The sequence below is a fragment of the Colwellia sp. E150_009 genome, assembly GCF_053543955.1.
Genome location: NZ_JBHFOM010000025.1, coordinates 1 through 26,019, shown reverse-complemented (window position 1 = coordinate 26,019; position 26,019 = coordinate 1). Strand labels below are relative to the sequence as shown.

20 protein-coding genes and 1 tRNA gene are annotated in these 26,019 nt (G+C 36.1%); 19 read left to right on the top strand and 2 right to left on the bottom strand.

The features are described 5' to 3' along the window. The first annotated feature begins 24 nt into the window (after positions 1 to 24). The 12 genes from iolB to ACE1OF_RS11970 all read left to right on the top strand — a co-directional run bounded on the left by iolB (position 25) and on the right by ACE1OF_RS11970 (position 12,674). Positions 25 to 837 (top strand): 5-deoxy-glucuronate isomerase, encoded by an 813-nt coding sequence (iolB, locus tag ACE1OF_RS12025; RefSeq protein WP_448894754.1) that lies wholly within the window; start codon positions 25 to 27, stop codon positions 835 to 837. Beyond that, on the top strand, positions 837 to 1,829 hold the full coding sequence (gene iolG, locus ACE1OF_RS12020) for an inositol 2-dehydrogenase (RefSeq protein ID WP_448894752.1): 993 nt from the start codon (positions 837 to 839) through the stop codon (positions 1,827 to 1,829). Before iolB ends, iolG begins: the two co-directional genes overlap by 1 nt. A 634-nt stretch (positions 1,830 to 2,463) precedes the next feature. Further along, the gene (locus tag ACE1OF_RS12015; protein ID WP_448894750.1) at positions 2,464 to 4,695 is read left to right on the top strand and encodes a TonB-dependent receptor plug domain-containing protein; all 2,232 of its coding nucleotides are present in this window, start codon (positions 2,464 to 2,466) and stop codon (positions 4,693 to 4,695) included. Positions 4,696 to 4,860: 165 nt separating this feature from the next. Next, positions 4,861 to 6,246, top strand: a complete 1,386-nt coding sequence (locus ACE1OF_RS12010) for a metallophosphoesterase (protein ID WP_448894748.1) — start codon at positions 4,861 to 4,863, stop codon at positions 6,244 to 6,246. A 71-nt stretch (positions 6,247 to 6,317) separates the two neighbouring features. Next, positions 6,318 to 7,706 (top strand): MFS transporter, encoded by a 1,389-nt coding sequence (locus ACE1OF_RS12005; protein ID WP_448894746.1) that lies wholly within the window; start codon positions 6,318 to 6,320, stop codon positions 7,704 to 7,706. Between the two features lie 19 nt (positions 7,707 to 7,725). Continuing rightward, positions 7,726 to 8,202, top strand: a complete 477-nt coding sequence (locus tag ACE1OF_RS12000; protein WP_448894744.1) for a hypothetical protein — start codon at positions 7,726 to 7,728, stop codon at positions 8,200 to 8,202. 14 nt (positions 8,203 to 8,216) lie between these two features. Next, positions 8,217 to 9,008, top strand: a complete 792-nt coding sequence (locus ACE1OF_RS11995) for an inositol monophosphatase family protein (RefSeq protein WP_448894742.1) — start codon at positions 8,217 to 8,219, stop codon at positions 9,006 to 9,008. Positions 9,009 to 9,076: 68 nt separating this feature from the next. Further along, on the top strand, positions 9,077 to 9,643 hold the full coding sequence (locus tag ACE1OF_RS11990; protein WP_448894740.1) for a PepSY domain-containing protein: 567 nt from the start codon (positions 9,077 to 9,079) through the stop codon (positions 9,641 to 9,643). 9 nt (positions 9,644 to 9,652) lie between these two features. Then, positions 9,653 to 10,339: a winged helix-turn-helix domain-containing protein gene (locus ACE1OF_RS11985; protein ID WP_448894738.1), complete on the top strand. Its 687-nt coding sequence runs from the start codon at positions 9,653 to 9,655 to the stop codon at positions 10,337 to 10,339. Further along, positions 10,320 to 11,708, top strand: coding sequence for a sensor histidine kinase (locus ACE1OF_RS11980; protein WP_448894736.1), 1,389 nt, complete (start codon positions 10,320 to 10,322; stop codon positions 11,706 to 11,708). Before ACE1OF_RS11985 ends, ACE1OF_RS11980 begins: the two co-directional genes overlap by 20 nt. A 6-nt stretch (positions 11,709 to 11,714) precedes the next feature. Then, positions 11,715 to 12,152, top strand: coding sequence for a hypothetical protein (locus tag ACE1OF_RS11975; RefSeq protein ID WP_448894734.1), 438 nt, complete (start codon positions 11,715 to 11,717; stop codon positions 12,150 to 12,152). A gap of 120 nt (positions 12,153 to 12,272) precedes the next feature. Beyond that, positions 12,273 to 12,674, top strand: a complete 402-nt coding sequence (locus tag ACE1OF_RS11970; protein ID WP_448894732.1) for a DUF6746 family protein — start codon at positions 12,273 to 12,275, stop codon at positions 12,672 to 12,674. A 7-nt stretch (positions 12,675 to 12,681) separates the two neighbouring features. On the opposite strand, the gene ACE1OF_RS11965 is transcribed toward ACE1OF_RS11970, so the two are convergent. Continuing rightward, positions 12,682 to 13,179 carry a helix-turn-helix transcriptional regulator gene (locus ACE1OF_RS11965; RefSeq protein WP_448894730.1) on the bottom strand — a complete coding sequence of 166 codons (498 nt, stop codon included), beginning with the start codon at positions 13,177 to 13,179 and terminating at the stop codon, positions 12,682 to 12,684. Positions 13,180 to 13,354: 175 nt separating this feature from the next. Between ACE1OF_RS11965 and ACE1OF_RS11960 the strand changes: the two genes are divergently transcribed. Genes ACE1OF_RS11960 through ACE1OF_RS11950 form a run of 3 tightly spaced genes read left to right on the top strand, consistent with a single transcriptional unit; the run spans position 13,355 to position 17,791 of the window. Next, positions 13,355 to 14,419 (top strand): hypothetical protein, encoded by a 1,065-nt coding sequence (locus tag ACE1OF_RS11960; protein WP_448894728.1) that lies wholly within the window; start codon positions 13,355 to 13,357, stop codon positions 14,417 to 14,419. Continuing rightward, a complete protein-coding gene (locus ACE1OF_RS11955) occupies positions 14,419 to 17,493 on the top strand; it encodes an efflux RND transporter permease subunit (protein ID WP_448894726.1) in 3,075 nt (1,024 codons plus the stop codon). Before ACE1OF_RS11960 ends, ACE1OF_RS11955 begins: the two co-directional genes overlap by 1 nt. Next, positions 17,486 to 17,791: a DUF3240 family protein gene (locus tag ACE1OF_RS11950; protein WP_448894724.1), complete on the top strand. Its 306-nt coding sequence runs from the start codon at positions 17,486 to 17,488 to the stop codon at positions 17,789 to 17,791. Before ACE1OF_RS11955 ends, ACE1OF_RS11950 begins: the two co-directional genes overlap by 8 nt. Positions 17,792 to 17,878: 87 nt before the next feature. On the opposite strand, the gene ACE1OF_RS11945 is transcribed toward ACE1OF_RS11950, so the two are convergent. After that, positions 17,879 to 17,955, bottom strand: a tRNA-Arg gene (locus ACE1OF_RS11945). A gap of 396 nt (positions 17,956 to 18,351) precedes the next feature. On the opposite strand from ACE1OF_RS11945, the gene ACE1OF_RS11940 reads away from it, so the two are divergent. The 4 genes from ACE1OF_RS11940 to prsR all read left to right on the top strand — a co-directional run bounded on the left by ACE1OF_RS11940 (position 18,352) and on the right by prsR (position 25,904). After that, the gene (locus ACE1OF_RS11940) at positions 18,352 to 19,311 is read left to right on the top strand and encodes an efflux RND transporter periplasmic adaptor subunit (RefSeq protein WP_448894722.1); all 960 of its coding nucleotides are present in this window, start codon (positions 18,352 to 18,354) and stop codon (positions 19,309 to 19,311) included. Positions 19,312 to 19,316: 5 nt separating this feature from the next. Then, positions 19,317 to 22,406, top strand: coding sequence for an efflux RND transporter permease subunit (locus tag ACE1OF_RS11935; protein WP_448894720.1), 3,090 nt, complete (start codon positions 19,317 to 19,319; stop codon positions 22,404 to 22,406). A gap of 3 nt (positions 22,407 to 22,409) precedes the next feature. Beyond that, complete coding sequence (gene prsK / locus ACE1OF_RS11930; RefSeq protein ID WP_448894718.1) at positions 22,410 to 24,437, top strand: XrtA/PEP-CTERM system histidine kinase PrsK; 2,028 nt, start codon at positions 22,410 to 22,412, stop codon at positions 24,435 to 24,437. A 111-nt stretch (positions 24,438 to 24,548) separates the two neighbouring features. Further along, a complete protein-coding gene (gene prsR, locus ACE1OF_RS11925) occupies positions 24,549 to 25,904 on the top strand; it encodes a PEP-CTERM-box response regulator transcription factor (protein WP_448894716.1) in 1,356 nt (451 codons plus the stop codon). The last annotated feature ends 115 nt before the right edge of the window (positions 25,905 to 26,019 follow it).

The window sequence follows — 26,019 nt, the reverse complement described above, 5'->3', positions numbered from 1 at the left end:
AGTACAACCATAAGGTATTTAGACATGTCTCATCTACATAGTAAAGCGCATAACGCCGATAATGAACGGTGTATTCAAAAAATTACGCCAGCCTCAGCAAATTGGAACTATGTAGGTTTTGAAGTTTATAAATTATCGGCAGGAGAATCACAACGTTTTAGTTGTGAAAACCAAGAAATGTGCGCTGTTATTGTCAGCGGAAGGTTAGATGCTGCAACAAATGAATTGTCTTGGCAAAATATCGGTGAAAGAATGTCGGTGTTTGAGAAAAAAGCGCCTTTTAGTATTTATACACCCCCAGGTGATTATATTGAGGTCAAAGCACTAACTGATGTTGAAATTGCATTATGTAAAGCGCCTGCTATTGGCAAATACCCAACACGACTCATTACGCCTGAACAATGTAGCTATGAGTTACGAGGTCAGGGGACAAATCAACGGCATGTTTGTAATATTCTTTTTGGTAATCTTCCTGCTGAGAAGCTATTAGTGGTTGAAGTGATTACGCCTGATGGTAACTGGTCTAGTTACCCACCTCATAAACATGACAGTGATAATTTACCGCAAGAAAGCGCTTTAGAAGAAACCTATTTTCATAAACTAAATCCTGAACAGGGTTTTGCTTTTCAGCGCGTATATACAGACGATCGCAGCTTAGATGAAGCCATATGTGTAGAGCATAATAGCGTAGTGATGGTACCTGAAGGTTATCATCCTGTTGGTGCGCCTCATGGTTACGAGCTTTATTATTTAAATGTCATGGCAGGACCAACTCGTCAATGGGTGTTTAAAAATGATCCTGCTCACGAGTGGATTATTGAACAGGAGAAAAAATAATGATTAATATTGCCTTACTGGGTGCTGGCCGAATTGGACAAATGCATGCCAAAATTATTACTGATACAGCGAACTGTAAACTGAGCTATGTATTTGATGTTTATAAGCCATCGGCAGAAAAAGTTGCCGCGCAATTTAATGCCAGTGTCGCTGAAGATGTTGACGTTATTTTAAATGACGAAAAGGTTAATGCTGTACTCATTGCAACCACTACAGATACTCATGTTGATTTAATCATTAAAGCGGCGAAAGCGGGTAAAGCCATTTTGTGTGAAAAGCCTATTGATTTAAGTACTGAAAGAGTACAGCAATGCTGGCAAGAAATTCAATCTTGTAACGTGCCAATTCAAATTGGTTTTAATCGTCGCTTTGATCCAACCCATGCGAGCTTACAACAGCAATTAGCTGAAGGCGCTATTGGTGATCTACAGCAATTAATTATTACCAGTAGAGACCCTGATATTGCACCAACAGAATATTTACGGCATTCGGGGGGGATATTTCGTGACATGATCATTCACGACTTTGACATGTTACGCTTTATTACGGGTGAAGAAGCCACAGAAATTCATGCAATTGGCAATACATTGATAGATCCAAATCTGGCTGAATTTAATGATGTTGACAGTGTTATGATTACGATAAAAACACAGTCAGGAAGGTTATGTCATATTAATGGATCTCGTCGCTGTGTTTATGGCTATGATCAACGTATAGAGGCCTTTGGAGGAGAGGGTATGTTACAGTCAACAAATCCTTTGCCACACAATGTTGTTAAATCGACAGCAGCCAATACCGCGAGTGAAAGTGTTTTAAATCCATTTTTTATTGAACGTTATCAAAGTGCCTATCAAGCGCAGTTTGTCAGTTTTATTAACGCATTAACTAATGGAACAAAGCCAAGCCCTTCATTTGAAGACGGCCTTGTAGCACAAAAAATGGCTGATGCCGCTCAATCATCATTAGAAACTGGTCAAACGGTTATATTATAAATAGTTATACCCAACCTTTTCAGTGTCGCTAAGTGATCAATAAACCAGCCCGATTGCTATGAAATTTAATGGATTAATTACTTGTTGTGATTAATCCATTAATATTGTTACTGAGTTATTATCTTAAAAGTACAACCTATCCCCGTAATTAAGTCAACTTCCTATTTTCACTTATAAAATACTCACATAGAATAAAAATTCCAAAAAACAATAATCCCTTATTTAATTTTTATTTTTTGTATCATTTATTGGTATTACCACCTTATTAGAGTGCTTGTTTTGTGCACAAATAGTTTAATTTTCATTTGAAATGGTTTGTTTTTTGTTTTTATTAATTGATTAAATAACAATTAGTTAGTGTGTTTTTTCAAAAGATTCTTAAATTCATTGTGAAACATTCATTCTAATACTTGTGTTTATGGATTATTTATTCTATAGTTGTGTTGAGTTTAATACATAATTAATGAAAACGTTCAACATCAAGCAGTTTAAAAATATAAATGGTAAGTGAAGAATATGTCGGCAGTGAGTCATAACCTCGTCATATGAAGTGGTTAGAGTTTCTGTTTTGACCGTTAGTTATTTTTTACACAGTCATAATAAATACCAATAAAAGTTAACTGAGGGGAAAAGAGTGAAAAATATTAAAGTTAAAGGTAAAACACTAAATTTATCAAGTTTATATAGCGGTATTTCTATTGCTATATTATCAACTATTAGTACACCGTTATTAGCACAAGATGCTGTAAGCAATGCTGATAAAGAGGTTGAAAAAATAGTGGTGACAGGTTCGCCCGTTTTTCGCGATAGAACAGCTTCTGTCTCACCTCAGTTAGAGTATGGTGGCTTGTTTTTCGAACAATTCGAACCTACGTCAGTGGGAGATATGCTAAAACGTACACCAGGTATTTCGTTTAGTAGCGATGTAGGTGAGTATGATGCACCACAAATGCGTGGATTGGGTGATGGTTATACGCAAGTATTGATTAATGGTAAAAAAATTCCAGGAAGTGGAGCCGACAGAGCCGTATTTGTTGACCGTATTCCTGCTGAAATGGTTGACCGCATTCAAATTATTAGAAGCCCAAGTGCTGACCAAGACAGTCAAGGTGTTGGTGGTACTATTAACATTATTCTAAAAGATGGGGCAAGTTTTGATGGTGGTAGTGCCAAAATTGGCATGCTTAAAGCGGGCGATGGTACGGTACGACCTAATGCATCATTTGGTTATGGTGCTAACTCCAATGATATGTCATGGACAGTTTCAGCAAATTTTCAGCAACGATATGTTAATAAAACAAAAACAGAAAAACGATATACGCCTGAAGGCATACAAACTGAAGATGAATTAGAAGAAGATATTCGAGATAGCGATGATATATCACTTAGTGCTGGAATATCATATGATTTAAGCAGCAGTTCTGTACTCGACATACAAGCTAATTATTTGAACACAGATCGTACTCAGATGCAGACAGAACAAATGTGGAATGTAGAAGATGGTGTTAATGTTCTGGATGAATTACAAAGAGACGATGTTTACATTGATGAAAAGTCATCTAATGTATCGGCCACTTATAGTAAAGACTTAGAGAATGATAGTAATTTTGAATTGTTCGGTAGTTATGCCAAAACAACAGATGTAGAAGATGCAACAAAATTTGCACGTGGTGATTATGCAGACGATTGGGCATATGATAAGAAAGAACTCGAAGATACTGAAGACAGTGAAATATTAATAGCTGGCTTTTATGAGCATGTTTTTGAAAATGAGATTGAGTTTAAAACAGGTATAGATCTGTCTAAGAAAGATAGAGATGAATCATTAATCGAATATGGTGTTGATAGTTTAACTGGCCATATAGATGAAATTGATCTTGAACAAAGTTACACAGCTAAAGAAGATCGGTACGATGCCTTTGTTTTAGGACGAATGGAGTTATTTAATAATAGTACTCTAGAGCTAGGACTTAGAGTAGAGCATACATCTCGTAGTATTTCTGCTGAAGATACATCTACCGACACATCAGCGACAGAAATAAATCCCTCTGCACATTTCTCTACAGAATTTGATGAACAAAATACTTTTCGATTGAGTGTTGCTAAAACAGTGAAACGCCCAAGTTTTAATCAATTAGCACCGATAATGCAAGAAGATGAACCAGAGGATGGTGATGCTAAACGAGGTAACCCAGATCTTAAAGATGAAATATCGCTTGGTCTTGATATAGGCTATGAACATGCATTTACAAATAAAGGTATTATCGGATTTAATTTATTTTACCGTGATGTTACTGATGTCATTGAAGAAGGTAGCATTGGTATTGCTCCTGGAAATGGCACTTTATTCTCATATAACAATGCTGGTGATGGTAGTGTATGGGGATTAGAAATGGATTTTAATAAACCACTTAGTGATGATACTGGGTTGTTCGCTAACTTAACCTTACTCGATTCAAAAATTAACGACCAATTTACGGGTGAAGAAAGACGTTTTAGAAATCAGTCGGACTACATTTTTAATATTGGTGTAACACATAATATTCCAGACTGGGATACTAGCGTCGGTTTTAGTTATCAAAAACAAGGTGATAGTTTGTCAGTTGAACTTGATAGACGATATGTACAAAGCGTGGAAGGCAATTTAGAGCTTTTCATCGAAAAACGCTTTGGTGATGGCTATGTACTACGCTTAAGCGGTACTAATTTGTTAGATGCCCATAATGTCGAAAGTTATACAAAGTTTGATGGTGACTCAGCTGAGGAAATCATTGCTAATCATACTAATAAAATAGTTGATGAGCTTGAGGTTGAAGATGAAACCGCAGGACGTTTGGTTACCTTAACACTAAGAAAATCATTCTAAAAGCATACTAACTTGTTAACAAAGGAAAGTGAAAGTTTCACTTTCCTTATATTTTCAAAAAAATGGTGTTCACTGTTGCTGCATATTGTTATTTACATTTTTGAGTCGCAATAAGTAGCGACAGATGAAACCATCGCTAGTACAAGTTAAAATAGAGGTAAAATAATGAATAATTCTAATAAGCTTAAGGTTAAATGCAGTCATTGGTTAGTGCTTCCACTTCTCGCTATACTGCCACTTACTGGCTGTTTAAATTCAGAAGAAAATCAACAGCTAGAAGAAAATGTGGCCTCTATACCAAACTCTTCAAAGCCAACTCAAAGTAAAAATAGTGGTAACCAAGACGTTAATTTGGGATTTATTGCTTTCGGTGACAGTGGTTACCATATGGATTATTTACAAGAAAAACAATTTGTGCCATCGCGCAAAAATTTAGAGGCGTTTATCGCATTTGAGAAAAATGACTGGGTTGAAGATGGCCGCCCATTAAATGAATTTATTATTCCGCCTAATGAATATGTAGCAGCGGTTGGTAGTATGATTGAATCCAGTGGCATGTATCCTGTTGCTCAGGCAATGAAATCATTTTGTAAAACTGCGTCATGCCAGTTTTCAGTAATGCTTGGCGATAACATATATCCCAATGGCGCAACAACAGGCCTTGACGGTAAAGAAGATTCAGTCCGCTTTGACGATATTTTTGTTAAACCTTTTGGAAAAATGGGTCAAGGGCTTCCTGATTACAGAATTTATACAGCTTTAGGTAATCATGACTGGAGAACTTCTCGAGCAGGGGCAATGGCACAAGTTGAGTTTATGGAATCAACTAGTCCTTTTTATATGGATGGATTGTTTTACACAGTGAAGCCACCAGCGGGTAATGGTGATATAGAAATTTTTGTTGTAGATACTGAATTAATGCTTGCGGGTGCAACGGTAATGGACGCTGAATTGAATGCTGATGGTAGTGAGGCTAAATCAACGAAAGTAGATAAACCTAAAGCTCATACTATGCCTAAAACGGCCGCAGAAAAAGATATGATGAATTGGTTAGATGAGCAACTTAAAAACTCAACAGCCAAATGGAAGTTTGTTATTGGCCATCATCCTATTTGGTCTACTGGAGGTTCGAAATTTGAACAGGCGCGTACCTTACGAAAATTAATTTTACCTTCGTTATGTAAATACGCTGACATTTATTTTGCAGGACATGAACATTCGCTTGAGCTTCATGAAGACAGTTGTGAATCAGTTTTTGGAAAAAATAGCGGTAAACCATCATTATTGCAAGTGCTTTCTGGTGCAGCAGCAAAGCAACGCTCAGTGAATACTCAGTTTAAGGCATATCAAACTAAAACTTATCCAGATAATAAAACTATTTACACAAAAGGAATGGTATGGGGATTTTCACATATTCAGTTAGCTGCTGATAATGCCGAAATTACTATGTACATTACACCTAATAGTGGTACAGGTGAGGCTAATTTAGATTTTACCTATCAATATAAAAGGCGTTCTTCTTTGGTAGGCAATTCTGCAGAATCTAAGTAAGCATTAACATCTAAACGAGTGGGCAACTTAGTGTATTTCACTCGTTATAGGCTCTTAACAGGTTGTATATTATGATAAATAAATTCATTAGGTATTTTGCTACAGGTAAAAATCACCCATTAGTAACTGATAGCAATTATATTACTGAACAATTTAACTACCATCGCCGTAATGTAATCCTTTTAATAACACTTTGTTATGGCTTAGGTTATGTTTGTCGCCTTGCCTTTAATGTAGTGAAAAAACCCTTGATGGATGCTGGCGTATTTACACCAGAAGAAGTAGGTATTATCGGCGCAACCTTGTTATATGGTTATGCATTAGGTAAGTTCACCAATGGTTTTTTGGCGGATCATGCTCATGTGGGGCGATTTTTTGCCGCAGGCTTATTTTTATCTGCTATGGCAAATTTAGGCATGGGTTTTTCAGATCTTGCTTGGGTATCAGCATTACTTTGGGGAATTAATGGTTGGTTTCAAGGTTTTGGTGCACCAGCTAGTGTTGTTTCCCTTTCAAGTTGGTATAGCAATAGTGAGCGAGGGCGCTACTACGGTATTTGGAGTACTGCGCATTCTATTGGTGAAGGGTTAACCTATTTAGGTATTGCTTGGCTTATTGCCGCTGCGCCTAAGGGATTAGGTTTGGATTGGCAGTGGGGATTTTGGACACCCGCTATAATTTGTATTTTTGGTGCATTTTTAGTCTGGCGTTATTTACCCGATAAGCCTCTAACTTTAGGTTTACCAACCGTTGCTGATTGGAAAAGTGATCATGGTCAAATAGATAACGAGCATCAAAATGAATCTATTTGGAAAACCCAGCTTAGGGTGTTAACTATTCCTTCTATTTGGATATTAGCACTTGCAAGTTCAAGTATGTATGTTACTCGTTATGCTATTAATAGTTGGGGCAATGTTTACCTACAAGAGATTCGAGGTTTTGACTTATTTGATGCCAACCTATTTATTTTCTTTAACACGGCTGCTGGCATTTTAGGTTGTATAGCGTTTGGTTTAGTGTCGGATAAATTTTTCAGTGCTCGTCGACCACCAGCAAACTTAATATTCGCCTTATTAGAAATTGTACCGTTATTGGTTATTTTTTATGGCCCACATGACCCAATAATTCTAGGAATTGCTTTAGTGGTGTATGGTTTTGGTCTTAGCGGCATATTAGCGTCGTTAGGTGGTTTATTTGCCATAGATATTGCCCCTAAAAAAGTGGCGGGTGCGGCAATGGGGTTTATTGGAATATTTAGCTATATAGGTGCAGGTGCACAAGACTATATTAGCGGTAAGATGATTTATAGTAGTGAGATAATTTTTGCGTTTCCCAATGGCGAACAAAATTTCAATATATTCTTTTACAATTATGATAAGCCGATTATGTTTTGGGTAGGAGCATCAGTGCTTTCAATTGTACTAGCGTCTTCTTTATGGAAAGTTAAAGCGGCAGATTAACGTAGTTTTGGAGAATAAAATGTCAGTAAAAACAACAATACTTTCTGTAGGACTATGCTCGCTTTTACTTGGTTGTGGTGAGAAAGCAGCAGAATCATTTTGTAAAAGTCATGCTAAAGAACATGATTTACATCGAGGTGATATTACACAAGTTCATATCGACTACTCTGAACAAGGAAAAATCACTGCTCAAGTAAAAATTGCACAGCAATATACCCAATATGAAGCGTTAATAACTATGGTTGATATTATTGAGGTGAAAGCCGATAGAGTATGTACAGGCGATACTGTGGATATTAAAGAGCAGGGTAAATATTACCAAGCCAATTACTCCATAAATTGCGGTTTGGATAATAAATTAAGTAAGGTTTCTGTACCCATATTAGAAAACTTCAAAGCAATTGACGAAGTGGAAGTGGTTATTAATACACCGTCATCGAGCAAACATTTTGTCTTAAGCAGCCAATGCGATAGCCCCATTTTCAATGTAAATTAATTAGAGTAAAAATTATGAGTGATATGAATCAACGTTTAGTCTTCACAGAGAAACTTGCTAAAGAAGCGGGAAAATTGGCGTTAGGTTATTTTTCTAAGTTAAATACACTAACTATTGTTAGTAAAGGCGTGCAAGACATGGCTTCTGAAGCTGATGTGAACACGGAAAACCTGATAAGAGCAGCGATAGAGTCGCAATATCCAGAAGACGATTTTTTTGGTGAAGAAAGCTCAGACACCTATGTTGCTAAAGAAGGACAAGGTATTTGGGTAGTGGATCCAATCGATGGCACTCAGCCTTTTGTTAATGGCATACCTAGTTGGTGCATTTCAATTTCATATATTCAGCAAGATGAAATTGTTATTGGTGTAATTTATGATCCCTGTGCTGATGAAGTTTTTTCGGCACAAGTAGGCCAAGGTGCAAAATTGAATGGCAAGCCCATGAAGGTTTCTGATGTTAAGGGAGTTACTAATGGTTTAGTGAGTATTGGCTATTCAAATAGAGTAGAGCCTGAAGATACGTTAGGGCCGTTAGAACGTTTAATTAAAGCCCAGGGTATGTTTCACCGCAGTGGCAGTGGTGCTTTAAGTCTAGCCTATGTTGCTGCAGGGCGTTTAATTGGTTATTTTGAACCACATATGAATATTTGGGATTGTGCCGCAGGGTGCTTATTAGTTCAGGAAGCTGGCGGGAAAGCTAATAATATTCTAGCAGGTGATAATTATTTAATTCATGGTAACCCTGTTATTGCTGCCGCAGATGGGGTTTATGATGACTTAGTGGCTATCATTAACAATAATTAATGTTTCGTAAATATTGTCTTTAATAAGAAGAAGGTAAACTGGTATTATTCCAATCAGAGGACAATATTATGAAACGTTTAAACTCAATAATTTCAATCACTTTAGCTACTTTAATAACCGCTGGAACCGTGTCAACGAGTTGGGCGGGCTCAGATAAAGAAGAGTTAACTATTGCTAAATCGATCATTGCTAAATCAGGTGTTACTGCTCAGCAAGCCATTAGAAAAGTACAGCAAGAGTATAATGGCGTTATTTATAGCTATGATCTTGATGACGAAGACGATATTTATTATCACGAAATTAAGTTGATAGACATTGAGGCAGATAAAAAAATAAAATTGATAATTTCCATTCAAAACGGCGAAGTTGTTAAAAAAGAATGGCATAGATTATTCTCATGGTTTTTTGATGATGAACGCATTGTTACAGCACGAAAATTAGCAACAATGAAATATTCTATCTTAGATGCCATTGACGCTATAGCACTTGATGAATCATCATTACTACAAGAAATAGAAATTGAAGACAAACAAGGCGTATTATTTTTTGAACTGGAAACTATTGACGATAATGGCGAAAAAGATTGGCTTGTAGATGCCAATAACAATCAAATCATTCCTGTATTTAAAAAATAGGCTTAGTTAATGAAATTACTGGTTATTGAAGATGATAAAACAACCCTAGAATATATTAAAAAAGGTTTTGTTGAGCAGGGCAATGTCGTTGATGTAGCAGAAAATGGGCCAGACGGCTTATTTTTTGCCACCAGTAATAACTATGATCTCATTGTATTGGATCGTATGCTGCCCAAAATGGATGGTTTAGCATTGTTAGCAGCAATGCGTGCTGCAAATATAAATACCCCCGTAATTATTTTGAGCGCATTAGGGCATGTAGATGAAAGAATTAAAGGTTTACAGGCAGGAGGCGATGATTATTTAGCGAAGCCATTTTCCTTTCAAGAGCTATACATTAGAGCAAGTATTCTGGTTGAACGACATCATACATCGTCTCAAGCAAATGGTCTGGTAACAGAGCTGAGCATTGATAATTTAGTGATGGACTTAGTGGGTCATAAAGTACTGAGAGACGGCAAAGAGCTCACTATTCAGCCTAAAGAATTTCAATTGTTACGTTATTTATTAGAGCACCAAGGTCAGGTGATTTCTAGAACACTCTTGTTTGAATCGGTTTGGGATTATCATTTTGACCCAAAAACGAATGTAATTGATGTTCATGTGGCAAAATTAAGAAAAAAACTGGAAGAAAACGGTCAATCGCAACTTATTCATACTGTTCGAGGAGCTGGGTATGTGGTTAGAACGGTTTAGAGTTTTTACCCGCACCTCGATTTGGCGCTTCACCTTAATTTTTACCGTTATTGTATTACTTATTTGTTCAAGCATTTTGGCGCTTGTTTATCAATTCACTGTGGGTGAACAAAAGCGTCAAATCGCACGACAAGTTACCATTGCGGCACAGGGTTTTTCAGATCTTTCTAATAGTCCAAGTATGACTAAAACCGACTTTCAAACAGCAATACAGCAGCGTATCGACAGAAGTGGCGCTATTATTTTGGTACTAAGGAGTGATGATAACGTAATTGGTAACCTGAGCAGTTTACCAAAAAATTTAACACAATTTCCTTTGCTACAACATTTCCCTATTGCTGTTGTAAACCACTTAGGTGAAACAACCGTTGAAATAGTATTAGGTACCAATTTAGAAACTCGCTTTGGTAGTTTATCAATTGCATTGTTTGACAATAATTATCAAGTACTTGAAAGCAACTTTCTAACGGCAAGTATTGGTGCGTTATTATTTGCTTTGGTGATTACACTTATTTCAGGCTTTTTATTAAATCGACGAGTACTTTCAAGGGTGAAGCAAATTGGAGAACTGACCGCTAACGTAAAAGCAGGACGGTTAAAATCAAGGCTGCCTATTAGCGCTAAACAAGATGAATTTGACATGATTGCTGATCAAATTAATCAAATGCTAGATGAAATTGATGATTTAATGAACTCGGTTGCACAAGTAACCGACAATGTTGCCCATGACTTACGTACGCCTTTATCTCGCATTCGTATTTCTGTTGAAGACAGTTTAACCCAATTTGATGAGAACAGTGTTGATGCTCAATGGCGTATAGCATTACTAGAAGAGCTCGATGAGATAATAGACACCTTTAACGCGATGCTAGAATTATCTCGTTTAGAAAAAGGCGTGCAAAAAACTACTTTTAAAACGGTGAATATTGAAACACTTTGTCATGATGTTATCGATTTAGCGACACCTCTTGCGGAAGAAAAAAATCAAAAGCTGACATTGGATATTACAATAGATAATGAAGCATCTTTATCAATGATTAAAGGGGAACCAAACCTTTTATTTCGCGCTATTTATAATGTTGTTGATAATGCCATTAAATATACGCAAGTTGGAGGGGATATTTGGTTAAAATGCCATGTCTCATCACAAAAAACTGACCTTATTGTTTGCGATAATGGGCCAGGAATTGCTGAAGAATACTACGATACGGTATTTCAGCGACTTTATCAGTTGGATGCTAGTCGTCAAGGAGAGGGATTCGGTTTAGGGCTTCCTATTGTGAAAGCCATTGTTGAACTTCACGGAGGATCGATTTCTATGTCGCCATCACATCCAGGACTAACCGTTACCATTACACTCAAGTATTAGGTCATTATGGAATATACCGAAATAGCACCACATGGTATTCGCACCAACAAAGAAGTCATGCCCAATGGAGAACAAAGAACGAGGTTGATTTTTTCTGATGGCCGTACTTACATACGAACAGAAGCAAGCAAATTGGGAGCATGGCAAAATAGTCATTACCATACAGCACTTGAAGAAACATATTTAGTTCAAAAAGGCTGGATTGGTTTTGCCGAGTTAATTGATGGTAGTTTACATCTTAGCGTCGAAAAGGAAAACAACCAATGTTATGTTAAACCTATGGTTTCACATAACGTATATTTACCTGCTAACTCGATAATTTTTACTATTAAGCATGGAAAATCTGCTCAGGGAGATTGGCATGCAAGCCAAGTGCTTGACGATTTAACAAAACACTTATCTGAACAGCAGATTAAAAAAATAGTGGAAGATAGTTTTATTTGAGTAGAGTGCAATATATAGCATAGCACCATGATTTATATAATATAGCTTATAATTAATAAGTTAGACTATGACTTTTCCCCAGATGTCTTAGTTTTCATTACTTGGGGTAGAGGCAATTAGATGAGAAAGCTAGTATTATCGTTACTTATTTTTATGTTTGTATTACCTGTTCAGGCAATTAATGATTTAAAAGAAAAACCAGTTCAACATTTAAAAGTAGCTGACTTATCTTCTATGGAAGCGGCTAAAAATGTTTTTATTAATAGTACAGCTAAAATTAAAAGTAAGAATAAACTCAATGTATTAGAATTAGAACAAATACATATTATTACCTATTCTCTTGAGAAAAGTGTTGCGTACTTTGTTAAAAATTTACGTGGTGAAAGACAATCGCTTGCAAAAGAAATTGCGATCACCGTGGAAAATATTCATATTAACGCTGAAAATAACCGACCAAAAATAACAAAGGAACACATAGACAAGTATTTTAATTTAGCCGATAAGTTTATTGCTGATTTCTAGCCAACCATTACTGTACTTGTATGAAATCCTCAAAGAACCATGCTGCAAGCTCATGTCTTCCTTCCAGATTAGCTTTACTATAAATTGTAGATGCTTGCTGCCTTATTGTTTTTTCTTTGGTATTTCTTACCGCGCTCATTTCTTTAAAGCTTAATCCTTTTAAAAGAAGCATTGCCACTTCTTGCTCACTTGCAGTCAGTGACCACTGATCAAACTGAGTATGAATAACAGCGCTGTATTCATGACGAGAATTCTTCATTTCTTCAGATATATTTTTCAACTTATCATCAGAAAGGTTTAACTCTTTTTTTAGACTAATAATATTTGATGTTCGAATCTTCATATCTTTAATTAAAAAGATTGCTCCAATAGCTGAAATAAAAACAATCAGGCTTTCAGAAAAAATATGCCAACTTGGAACTCCTAATGAAAGATCAGTAAGCACATCAAAGAAATTCAATACCATTATGATTAATAGAATTGCTACTATTACACCATCTCTCATAAAACCCTCTACTTATCATACCATTAGGTAGTCAACCGACATATGTACCATACAATTTTAAAACACATATTTTGATAATAGTTGGCTTATGACCAATGATGATCTACCTAAAAAAAGCGACAATTAGATCACCAAACTTATTAATCAATCTTGTAATTATATGATGTTACCTTTTATGAAAAAAAATTTAAGCTACTTAGGTAGAAAATATACACTTTTTTGCCTTTCATGTATTGTTTTACTTCAAGCACCTTTAGCTTTTTCTTATGATGAAATAAAGAATGTAGAGCTATCAAAGTTTGGGGGCTTTGAAACTACATTTTCTGATATTAAGCGGGTTAGCTCTATAGAAAGGCAAAGTGTTATTGGTGAAGTGAGTGTAAAGCCGGGTGAAAATTACTCTGTGAGTTTCCCATTTGATGTGCAACGTATTCGTTACCACATAAAAAATGGAGACTTAATTAATAAAGGAGACGTTGTAGCAACGGTTGATGGTTATGGTGTACATCACTTTATTGAGGAATATAATTCTGCTCAAAAATTATTAGAAGCATTGGAGAATCATTTTCAAACCAATAGGGAGTACTTTGAAAATAAAACAATCAAAAATTCACAATGGATAGAAATTACCAAAAATTACTTTGAAGCTAAGCTAAATTTCGAACATATCCAACATCAAATGTCTTTTTTACACATTGATAAAAATGAGAAAGTTACGCTTATTAGTCCAAAAGCAGGAATAATAACAATAACCAACTTATTGAATAATAGGCTAGAAGGAGATCTTGCCTTTGATGTTATAGATCCTGATGCTATTCAAGTGAAAATATCGTTACCAATATCAAGTGCATTGAATATATCTCACTTAAAAGTCACTTCAACATGTTTATTAAAAGTTGAAAACTTAGAAGGTCTTGCTGATAAGTATCATCAAACACTGTGGGCTTCTCCAAGTAAAAATTCGGATTGTAACTTAACCCTTGGTCAAATCGTTAAAGCAACGCCTATACAAAATTTTGATGGGTACAAAATTAACAAAACAGCTATTTTTGAATTTGAAGATGTAAATTACATCGCAATAAAATCAGATAAAGAAGTAATGGTTATTCCTGTACACCTGTTTGGCTCTGTAGGCAGCGAGTATTATTTTACAGCCAATAAGAACATTGAGAATAAAAAAGGTTTAGTCACTTCAGTTAGTATTTTACAAGGTTATTTACTTAATCTAGGGGCTGAATAATGTTGAATGTATTGATCAAGTTCTCACTAACTCAGCGTCTGTTTGTTTGTGTATTTGTTATCATAGTTATGATTGCTGGAGCAAAGTCATGGGTGAGCATACCTATTGACGCATTCCCAGAAATTTCACCTGTACAAGTAAAAATAGTGCTTAAACTTCCAGGGATGAATGCTGTTGAAATTGAGTCTCAAGTGACAAGAGTGATTGAAACAGAATTGCTTGGTATACCGTCACAAGAAATGCTTCGCTCTACGACTAAGTACTCGATAACGGACATTACAATTGATTTTAAAGATGGAACCGATATTTATTGGGCGAGACAACAAGTCAATGAACGTTTGATGAACATACTTCCATCACTTCCCGAAAATATTAGTGGCGGTATGGCGCCGATGAGTACGCCACTAAGTGAAGTGTTCATGTTTACGGTTGATAATCCAACGTTATCGCTCACCGAGAAAAGAGAGCTACTTGACTGGCATATTCGTCCATTACTTCGAACTGTTTCAGGTGTTGCAGATGTTAACAGCTTAGGCGGTTTTGTAAAGACTTATGAAATAGTGCCAAATATTTTATTGATGCAGCAATACCATATTTCATTTAATGATATTGAATCCTCAATTTCATTGTTGAATCAAAATGGAGGGATTGGTCGTCTAATCAAAGGAAATGACGCTTTAATTCTAAGAACAGAGGGAAAGTTTGAAAACATAAACTCGATAAAAGAAACCGTTATACAAATAACAGATAATAAAGTTATCCGCCTCAGTGATATAGCAACTATCGATGGCGGTGCTCTAACACGTTATGGTGCAGTCACTAAAGATGGTGAAGAAGCCACTCAGGGCTTAATTATTGCCTTAAAAAATAGTAACACTGCTCAAGTTGTTGAAGATGTAAAAAATAAATTAGATGAAATAAAGGCATCTTTGCCTCAAGGCACCCAAATTAATATTTTCTATGATAGGTCAAACCTAATAAACACAGCAATAAGCACAATAACCAGCGCTTTAGGTCAGGCTGTGATACTTGTGATCATTTTACTGGCCATTTTTTTAGGTGATATTCGTTCATCGTTAGTTGTTTCTCTTTCGCTACCTATGGCTGCTTTGGTTACTTTCATTTTAATGAAACAATTTGAATTGTCTGCAAACTTAATGAGTTTAGGAGGACTTGTTATTGCGATTGGTATGTTAGTTGATTCATCAGTGGTCATTGTTGAGAATATAGTCAACCGACTATCAAATAATCAACATTTACCAAGGTTACATGTGATTTTTCGGGCCTGTAAAGAAGTGGCAACACCTGTATTTTCAGGCACAATAATTATTATAATTGTTTTCTCTCCTTTATTAATGCTGTCTGGCTTAGAGGGAAAACTATTTAAGCCAGTTGCCCTTACTATCGTTTTTGCCATGTTAAGTGCTTTAGTCTTATCACTTACAATTATCCCCATTTTGGCTTCGTTATTATTAAAAAATGGTGCAGCAACTCAACCTAAACTTGTTACAACACTACAACATTTTTATGTAAAAACATTATCTAAGGTGATTAATAAACCCATCGCTATGACTGTGATATCGATGAGTATTTTTGTTTTTAGTATCGTGCTTTTTCAAGGGCTAGGAAAGAGTTTTATGCCGACTTTAGATGAGGGGGATATTATTGTACAACTTGAAAAATCACCAAGTATTTCATTAGCTGCATCTATAAATATTGATGAGCAAGTTGAGAAAGCACTATTAGATAATATCCCTGAAATAGTACAAATCGTTGCTAGAACAGGATCGGATGAGCTTGGTTTAGATCCTATGGGACTCAATGAAACAGACGTTTTTATGGAGTTAGCACCCAAAGAGCAATGGCGATTTGCAACCAAAGCTGAGCTTATTGAAGATATAAGAGCAAAACTGAAGCATTATCCAGGTATGAATGTGGGGTTCACTCAACCAATACAAATGAGAGTTTCAGAAATGTTAACGGGTGGAACAGGAGACATTTCAATTAAAATTTTTGGTAATGACATTCATACTCTTTCTTCTTTAGCTGAAAAGATTGCAAATTTGTCAAAGGAGATAGATGGTGCCTCAGATGTTCAAATGGCACTTATTGAAGGTGGAAAATATGTAAACATCAAGCTTATTCCAGAAGTGGCTGGCCAGTTTGGCTTATCGACTCAAGGGTTAAGTGACTATTTAAAATCTCAACTTGAGGGATTACAGATCTCATCATTACTTGAAGGCAATCGCGCTATTCCAATCGTTTTTAATGGAGCAAAAGACAAAGAAACTAACCAAGGGCAGTTATCATCGATACAGTCGCTTAAGAAGCAGTTGATACTTATGCCTGATAATACGTTATTGCCGTTAGAACAAATAGCTGACATACGTTTTAAAACGGGTCCTTTGCTTATTGAAAGAGAAAAAGGAAATAGATTTGCCTCGGTAAGTATAAACATTTCAAACCGAGACGTGGTGAGTTATGTTACTGAATTAGAAGGAAGAATAAATAACAGCATTCAACTTCCAACAGGTTATACCTTGTCTTTTGGTGGTGAATTTGAGAGCCAACAAAGAGCAACCAATAATTTATTGTTATTAATTCCATTGGCACTTGTTTTAATTTTTATCATTTTGTTCACAACATTTAATTCATTTTCTAAATCAACCTTAATTATTGCTAATATTCCATTCGCATTAATGGGGGGGATCATATCGTTATATATCAGTAAGGAATACCTATCGGTTCCAGCTTCTGTTGGGTTTATTGCCTTGCTTGGTGTGGCGGTGTTAAATGGCATTGTGATGGTAAGCTACTTTGAGCAAACTAAGTTATTTTCAAAAAATTTAACAAAGCGCGTTATTGATGGTGCAAATCGTCGACTTAGACCTGTCTTAATGACGGCAACAACAGCTATGTTTGGCTTAATGCCTCTAGCCTTTGCAACGGGCCCTGGAGCTGAAATTCAAAAACCATTAGCTATAGTGGTTATTGGTGGGCTAATTACATCAACAATAACAACCCTTTATTTATTACCTATCTTTTACTGCTGGTTGGAGAAAAAAAATGCATGAGCAAGTTATATTTACATTAAATGTGCCAACAGAACTAAAAGATGAAGTGGTAGATATTCTAATTGGCTTGCCCAATATCACAGGGTTTAATTTAAAAACCATGCAGGGCTATAGTAAAGAACATAGCTTGTTTGATATTGCAGAGCAGGTTGAAGGATATAGGTCATATTTTCAATTTGAAGTATTGATTACTTTAACCGATGTTGAAAGATTAAAACAAAGCTTAAAACCTGCTTGTCAAAGTGCCAAGTTAAAGTATTGGCTCACTTCAGTTTTAGATAGTGGCCATTTTGAATGATCCGCATAAGGGAGATATGAATATAGAAAGAGAACAAATTTTCGTATGGAGGTACTTACTTTTTATTTAAAGGTGAGGTATCAATAATGGCGCACCATGCAGGAGTCGAACCTGCGGCCTTCGCCTCCGGAGGGCGACGCTCTATCCAGCTGAGCTAATGGTGCATATTACTAATTTTTGATTATTGCTCTTTCCGCCACCTTTTGTTCTGAGTGTAACATTCAAAGGACATCGCTCTACTCAGCTGAGTTACGGGTGGCTTAATATTAGCGCCGAAATACTATAGCTTATACAGGTATTTGTCTAGCGATGCGCACGAATATTTATGGATTAAAGCGAGGGATTGTATGTTTCAGAAAGGTAAGTCAGCAATAGTAATGTACTTTAGCTTAAAAAATGCCTAAAGTAGTGATTATATTCCCAATAGATTTTTCAATACATTCTTGAATAATTACGCTTTTATTATGATGACATTACATTTGCTTTACTTATTTCAACGCCGATTATTAACTTTTTGTAAAAATAAACACATTAGTTTGTTGTTATTTTTTTGCTGTATAATGTCAGTGCAAAGTGCTCCTAATGAAGGTTATCAAACCACACAAATTGAATCGGAGCTGTATACTCAAGTAATACAGCGTACAGGAAAAGTTGATTTTGCTCGTGTTGTAAACCTTTCTTTTAAAACAGCAGGTTTTTTGACAGAGCTTAATATTGACGAAGGTGACCTTTTTAAAGAAAACCAGCTGTTAGCTGCATTAGATATTTCTGAATTAGAAGCTGACAAAAATGCGACTTATTCACGTTTATTGCAGGCAAAGCGTAATATAGGGCGAGTTAAAACCTTAATGAAAAAAAAGCTAAGCTCACAGCGAGACTTAGATGATGCCATTACTTCTGTAGAAACAACGCGCGCTAACTATCGAGTAGCTAATTATAATTTAGAAAAAGCCCAATTATTTGCGCCTTTTGAAGGAGTAGTTGTAAAGCGATATACAGATCTAGGTGAGCTACAAACGCCAGGTGTTACAGCATTGCAGGTAGCTTCATTAGATAATAATTTGATTACTCGAGTGTCCTTAACAGGTGAAGAAATAGCCTTAGTGCACTTAAATCAAAAAGTAAAAATTCATTTAGCTTATTCAGGATTAGTTAATGGGGTTATTAGTAAAATTCCTGCCATAGCTGATAGCCAACATCATTTATTTAATATTGAGGTTTCCTTAGAAGAAAATCAGGAAACTAAACCACTTATTGTTGGTCAGTTAGCACGTGTTCTTATTTATGCGCCAACTGAACATTTTGTTTATCGCGTACCGATAGAAGCCTTAAATGCAATAAATGAGCAGGGGCAGGCGTTGATTACAATTGAAAATAACAACAATCCAGAACAGCAAGCGTTTACTATTTATAAATTAGATAATGATTTTATTTATTTAACAGCGCAAGAAAATTCAACATCTCTAGATGTTATTACTCAGGGGTGGAATAAGTTACCGCTTATTTCTACTAAGAAGTAACCAGAATGAAGTTACCTAGCTTAGCGATAAAAAATGCACAATTTACTTTCACTATTGTTGTGTTACTTGTGCTTGTTGGCATTGTGTCGTATTTCAACATGCCGCGTAGTGAAGATCCGCAATTTGACATTCCTATTACCCTAATTGAAGTGGTTTACCCTGGGGCATCGCCAACAGACATTGAAACGTTAGTGGTTGACCCACTTGAAGAAGAGTTTGCAGATATTGAGAATATCAAGAGAGTTGAGTCGCAAATAAAAAATGATGGTGCTCGTATTGAAATAAAATTTCATTATGGTTCAGATCCTGAGCTTGCGTTTAATAAAGTGCAACTTGCTGTTTCTTCAGTGAAACCATCATTACCTGCAGGTGTACAAGAGTTATTAGTATTAAAAGCCACGCCAACCTCGGTAGCAATAGTTCAACTTGCCTTATGGTCAGAGCCAACTGACTATAAGCAAATGGAGTTTTATGCAAAGCTTTTAGAAAAACGTTTGGAAACCATTGAAAGTGTTAAAAAAGCCGATGTATGGGGATATCCTCAACAAATTGTTGCTGTTGATCTCAATTTAGATTTGCTGTTACACCATAAAATTTCAACCAACCAAGTGATGCAAGTGCTCCAGGGCAGAGCGCTAAATATTACCCCAGGGTTTGTTGATACTAAAACTCGCCGGTTTAATGTGAAAACCAGTGGGAATTTTGAACAAATTGAAGCACTTGAAGATACTATTATTATTTCAAATAATGATTATGTGCTACGTCTAAAAGATATTGCGCAGGTTAGTTTTGGTAGTCAGGAAGCGAGTTATTTAGCTTATTATCATAAAAACCCTGTTATTTTTATTACTGTTGAGCAACGTATAGGCACCAATATTTTTTCTTTAACGAATGCTATTCAAAATGAAATAACCTCGTTTAAGCAAACAATACCCTCAACAATAAAAATGGATGTATTATTTGAACAAGCAAAAAGCGTAGAAAGTCGTGTAAACGGTTTTTTCAGTAACCTTTGGCAGGGTCTTGTATTGGTTGGGTTATTATCATTACTATTTTTAGGCTTGCGAGAAGCCATTGTTGTGATGATTGCTATCCCTCTTTCTTTTCTTGTTGCAATAGGCTGGTTAGATTTTGCTGGTTTTGGTTTACAACAAATGTCGATTGTTGGGCTTATTATCGCACTGGGACTACTGGTGGATAACGCTATTGTTGTCACAGAAAGTATTCATCGGGAAAGGCAAAACCATAAATCACTTGCCGAAGCGGCTGCTGCGGGTGCAAGCAAAGTGGGGTGGGCTATTGCCAGTGGTACTATTACCACCATGTTGGCATTCTTACCTATGTTAATGCTGTTAAGTGATACAGGTGATTTTATTCGGTCAATGCCTGTTACCGTTGTATTGGTACTACTTGCCTCATTACTGATTGCGTTAACACTTACGCCGTTGTTAGCGAGTAAGTTTCTTGCAACTAAATCGGTTGAATCAAGCGAGGTAGAAATAACGCAAACAAGAAAAGTGAAAACCTTGCAACATTATATAAACCACTTTGCAGAAAACAGTTACACACGTTGGTTGCAAAAGCTATTTAGGTTGAAAGTGGTGGTAATTACCATAGCCATAGTAAGTTTATTATTGATGTTGTCACTCTTTTCTCAAGTAGGATTAAGTTTATTTCCTAAAGCTGAAAAACCGATGGTGTTAATTGATGTTGAGGCTCCACCTAACTCTTCTCTGGATTATACCAATAGTATTATGCAGCAAATGACTCATTTTATTGAGCAACAGCCGCTTGTTGATAAAGTTGCTTTGAACGTTGGAAATTCTAATCCGCGTATTTATTATAATGAAATTCCGAAACGGGGTGTTGTTAAATATGGGCAAGTTTTGGTGGTGTTAGAAACGTTTGATCCTGATGAAATGGAACAATTAGTTGATACCCTAAGAAATGAGTTTGACTCATGGCCACAAGCTAAAATTACGGTAAAAGAATTCACTCAAGGCCCAGTAACAGACCAACCTATAGCAATACGTTTAATTTCTGAATCGTTAACTGATTTAGAACGTGTAGCCAATGACTTAGCTAGTAAAATGGCTGAAACAAAAGGGGTTATTAATATTGATAACCCAATAGGGGTTGCCAATACCGAGTTGAATTTGCAAATTGATTACGAGAAAGCAGGGTTATCAAACATTGATATTAATGCATTAGACAACACTTTACAGTCAATTTTAACGGGTACTTATGTTGGCCGATTTAATGACGATAATGGTGAAAATTATCCGATATTAGTTCGTCATAAAAACACAGACATAAACGCTTTGTCAGATGTCCACATTACTAGTTTAACAGGACAACAAATACCATTAATGCAAGTGGTGAATGCCCAGTTTACGAAAGGGCAAACAGATTATTTTCATTATCAAAAATTGCGTATGGCAAAAGTATCTGCTGATGCTGCATCAGGGTATTCAATTCAAATGCTTACTCAAGAATTTGTACAATACCTTGACGAGTATAATTTACCTATGGGAATGTATTACAGTTTAGGTGGTGAAGAAGAGTCTAGGCAAGAGTCTTTTGCGGGTTTAACACAAATTATGTTAATAACTGCTATTGGCATTTTTGCAATATTGGTGTTGCAGTTTAAGTCTTTTTTACAGCCATTAATTATTTTTAGTTCAATCCCGTTTGCGATGGCTGGGTCGGTTATCGGTTTGTATCTTACAGGCCTCTCTTTTTCTATGATGGCCTTTATTGGTCTTATTAGCTTGTTTGGTATTGTGGTCAATAATGCCATTATATTAATTGACAGTGCTAACAGAAATTTGGCAGAGGGATTAACGAAACAGGCGTCGGTACTTAAGGCAAGCGCAACACGCTTTACACCAATACTGTTAACAACGCTAACTACCATTGGTGGATTAATACCCCTAACTTTATATGGCGGTGGTTTATGGCAACCACTAGGCGTCGTGCTTATCTCAGGGCTTTGTGTTTCAGCTATTTCAAGCTTTTTGTTAGTGCCTGTGTTAACCGAGCTACTAACGCATATTGATAAAAAATCTCATTTTGAACAGAATATAAGCAATTAATTTATGGAAATGTACACTGTCGGTATTTGGGGTTACAGCTTAGCGAGTATCGCCTATATTCTTTTTTCGTTACTTGTTCTTGCTGCTCATAACGAGTCGAGTATTGCTAAATTAATGCTGTTTAGTGCCTTGATGGCTGTAGGTGCTAATGTTATTGCAGCATTACAGATTAGTCTTGGTTTTTCTTTGCAATGGGCAATGTTGGCAGATACGAGTAAAATAGCGGCATTTTCTGTATTAACACTCAGCTTTAATGTTGAAAAAAATACCATTACAGGTATTTTAAAGAATAAAACCGTTGGTAAATACTTACTTTTCTGGTTTGGATCTGTTGTGGCGTGTTGGGCGCTAAATTACACACTCAACTTTTCTTTTGAATATTTATTTCTACTTTTCGTTTTATTCAACTTGGTCAGTTTAGTTTTTCTTGAACAAATTTATCGTGGTAGTAACACTGAAGCAAGAAAATCCATAACCCCTTTAGTGATTGCTTTAGGCAGCATTGCTGTATTTGATTTTGTGCTTTATGCACAGGCAACCATGGTGGGGGGCATTGAATTTAACTTTTGGTATATCAGAGGTTATTTAGCTGCTATTGCTGTGCCGTTATTATTGATCAGCACTCGACGGTTTAAAGCGGGTGCTGTGCGAATATTTGTATCACGTAATGTCGTTTACTATAGCTCAATGCTAATGATTGCGGGTGTTTACTTATTATTAATGGCTATTGCAGGTTATCTGATTAACTATTTTGGTGGTAAGTGGGGCAATTTAGTTAGTTTTGGCTTTTTTATACTGGGCATAATAGTACTAGCTGTTTTGTTAATGACTGAAACCGTTCGTCGGCAAGTCAAAGTTTTTATTTCAAAACATTTTTTTGCGAATAAGTATGAATACCGTGAAGAATGGTTAGAGTTGATAGGCAAAATTGAAACCGCTAATGCAGATAATTATTGTCAAATGTCATTGCAAATTATGATGTCAAAAGTTGGTGCAACGGGTGGCATATTATTAAAAGCGGATGGTAATAATCGATTTTTGGTAAAGCATTCTGAAGGGGTAAAATTAGATGAATCATTCAACAAAGATCTTGTTTTACTAGAATATTTTACTAAAAACCAAGGATGGATTATTGATATTAATGATTATGATGAAGATCCTATCTCATATCCTGGGTTATTTATTAACCCTAAAATATGGCATGCAATAGGCGTGAATATTTTAGTACCAATTTTTATCGGTAAAGCATTCTATGGATTTTTTATACTGTCAAACAGTGATGAAGACTATAAACTTAACTGGGAAGATAGAGATTTATTGTTTGCTATATCCAAACAATTAGGCAACCTTATTTCTTTAAATGAGGTTAGTGATAAACTTGCTGAATCTAAACAATTTGATGCTTTTAATCAAATGTCCGCTTTTTTAGTGCATGATTTGAAAAATATTCAAGCACAATTAGCATTAATAACCTCAAATGCTACACAACATAGAGACAACCCAGAATTTATTGATGATGTGTTTGAAACAGTCGAGTCAGCCACAGAGCGGTTATCGAAAGTATTAACACAATTAAGAAATAAGCAAGTAGCGCAATCCACTAGTAAAAGCGTTGATCTTGGTGATATTATTGAACGAGTTACAGTACAGCGAAATATTATGTTACCTAAAGTGACCAGTATCAATAATGAAAAATGTTTGGCGACGCTAGATGAGGAACGTTTTTTTTCGGTGATGAACCATTTAATTCAAAATGCTCAAGAAGCAACATCTGATGATGGTTGGGTAAAAATAACAGTAGAGCAGCAATTAAACAACATCAATATTGTCGTTAGTGATAATGGTTGCGGTATGTCGGAGAGTTTTATTAAATATAGGCTTTTTAAACCATTTGATACAACAAAAGGCAACGCAGGTATGGGTATCGGTGTTTTTGAAGCAAAACAATTTTTTGAAAGCTTATCGGGTAATCTAACGGTTGATAGTGTTGAGGGACAAGGCACAAAAATGATAATTAGTTTGCCTGTGTAGGATAGATATGCGCTCGAACAAACCCTTACCTACAAGCAACATTATTTACTGTAGGTTAGAATTTATTCTGATCAATAGGTCAGTAATATAAATAATTAGGATAAGGAAGTAATGGAAAAAGTATTAATTGTTGATGACGATAAAGGCATTCAAAAACAACTGAAATGGAGCCTGTCTGATCATAGCCCAATACTTGCTGGCGATAGAGAATCAGCAATTGCGGCCGTAAGACGTCACGAGCCTAAGGTTGTTACTTTAGACTTAGGTTTGCCACCTGATGCAGCCAATGCCAGTGAAGGATTAAAAGCGTTAGAAGAAATTCTTGCGATAGCACCCCATACTAAAGTGATAGTGATTACGGGTAATGAAGATAGGACCAATGCATTGAAAGCAATTTCTGCGGGTGCTTATGATTTTTATCAAAAACCAATTGATGCTGAAGTGATTAATGTCATCATTTCGCGTGCGCTAACACTTGCCAATATAGAAAGCGAAAATCGTACAATGCGCGCCGTAACCGATAGCAATATTGGTATTATAGGCAATAGTGAATCTATTGAGCGTTTACGTACCATGGTAAAGCGTATTGCCCCTACTAATATAACAGCCTTATTGTTAGGTGAGAGTGGCACAGGTAAGGAAGTAACGGCTAAAGCTGTGCATTTAGCAAGTGATAGAGTTAATAAACCTTTTATTGCTATTAACTGTGCTTCTATTCCTGAAAACTTACTTGAAAGTGAACTTTTTGGTTTTGAAAAAGGTGCGTTTACTGGCGCGCATAAAACCACTAAAGGTAAAATAGAATGTGCAGAAGGTGGCACTTTGTTTCTAGATGAAATAGGTGATATGCCCTTTAATTTACAAGCTAAATTATTACGTTTTTTACAAGAAAAAGTGGTTGAACGGTTGGGTGGCAGAGAAGAAATTCCAGTCAATGTGCGAGTAGTGTGTGCAACTAATCAAAATTTAGAAGAAATGGTTGCTAACAAAGAGTTTAGAGAAGACTTATTTTATCGGGTGAGTGAAATTACACTTAACATTCCACCTCTACGTGATCGGGAGGAAGATGTACTCATTCTGGCTCAATATTTTCTACAACTTTATGCAACAGAATATAAAAGCAATGCTAAATCGTTTTCTGATGATGCTATTAGTGCAATTAAAGGGCATAAATGGCCAGGTAACATTCGTGAATTACAAAATAAAGTGAAATCGTCAGTAGTGATGTGTACTGGTGTGCAAGTCACGGCTTTTGACCTGGGATTTTTTGACCATTCTGATACTGATAGCAGCTATGAACTCTCATTAAATTTACGCGCAGTAAGAGAGCAGGCTGAGTCAATTGCTATTCAAAAAGCTTATGCATTATCAGAAGGAAATATGTCTAAAGCGGCCGAGTTACTAGGCATAACTCGACCAACTTTATACTCATTAATTGAAAAATATGAGCTCAATATTAATAGTTAGATTTCAGCCTTACAACGCGGAATGAATTCCGCCCTACAAGGGCACGGCTTAGTGTAGGTTAGGTTTCAGTCTGACAATGCGGAATGAATTCCGCCCTACAAGGGCACGGCTTAGT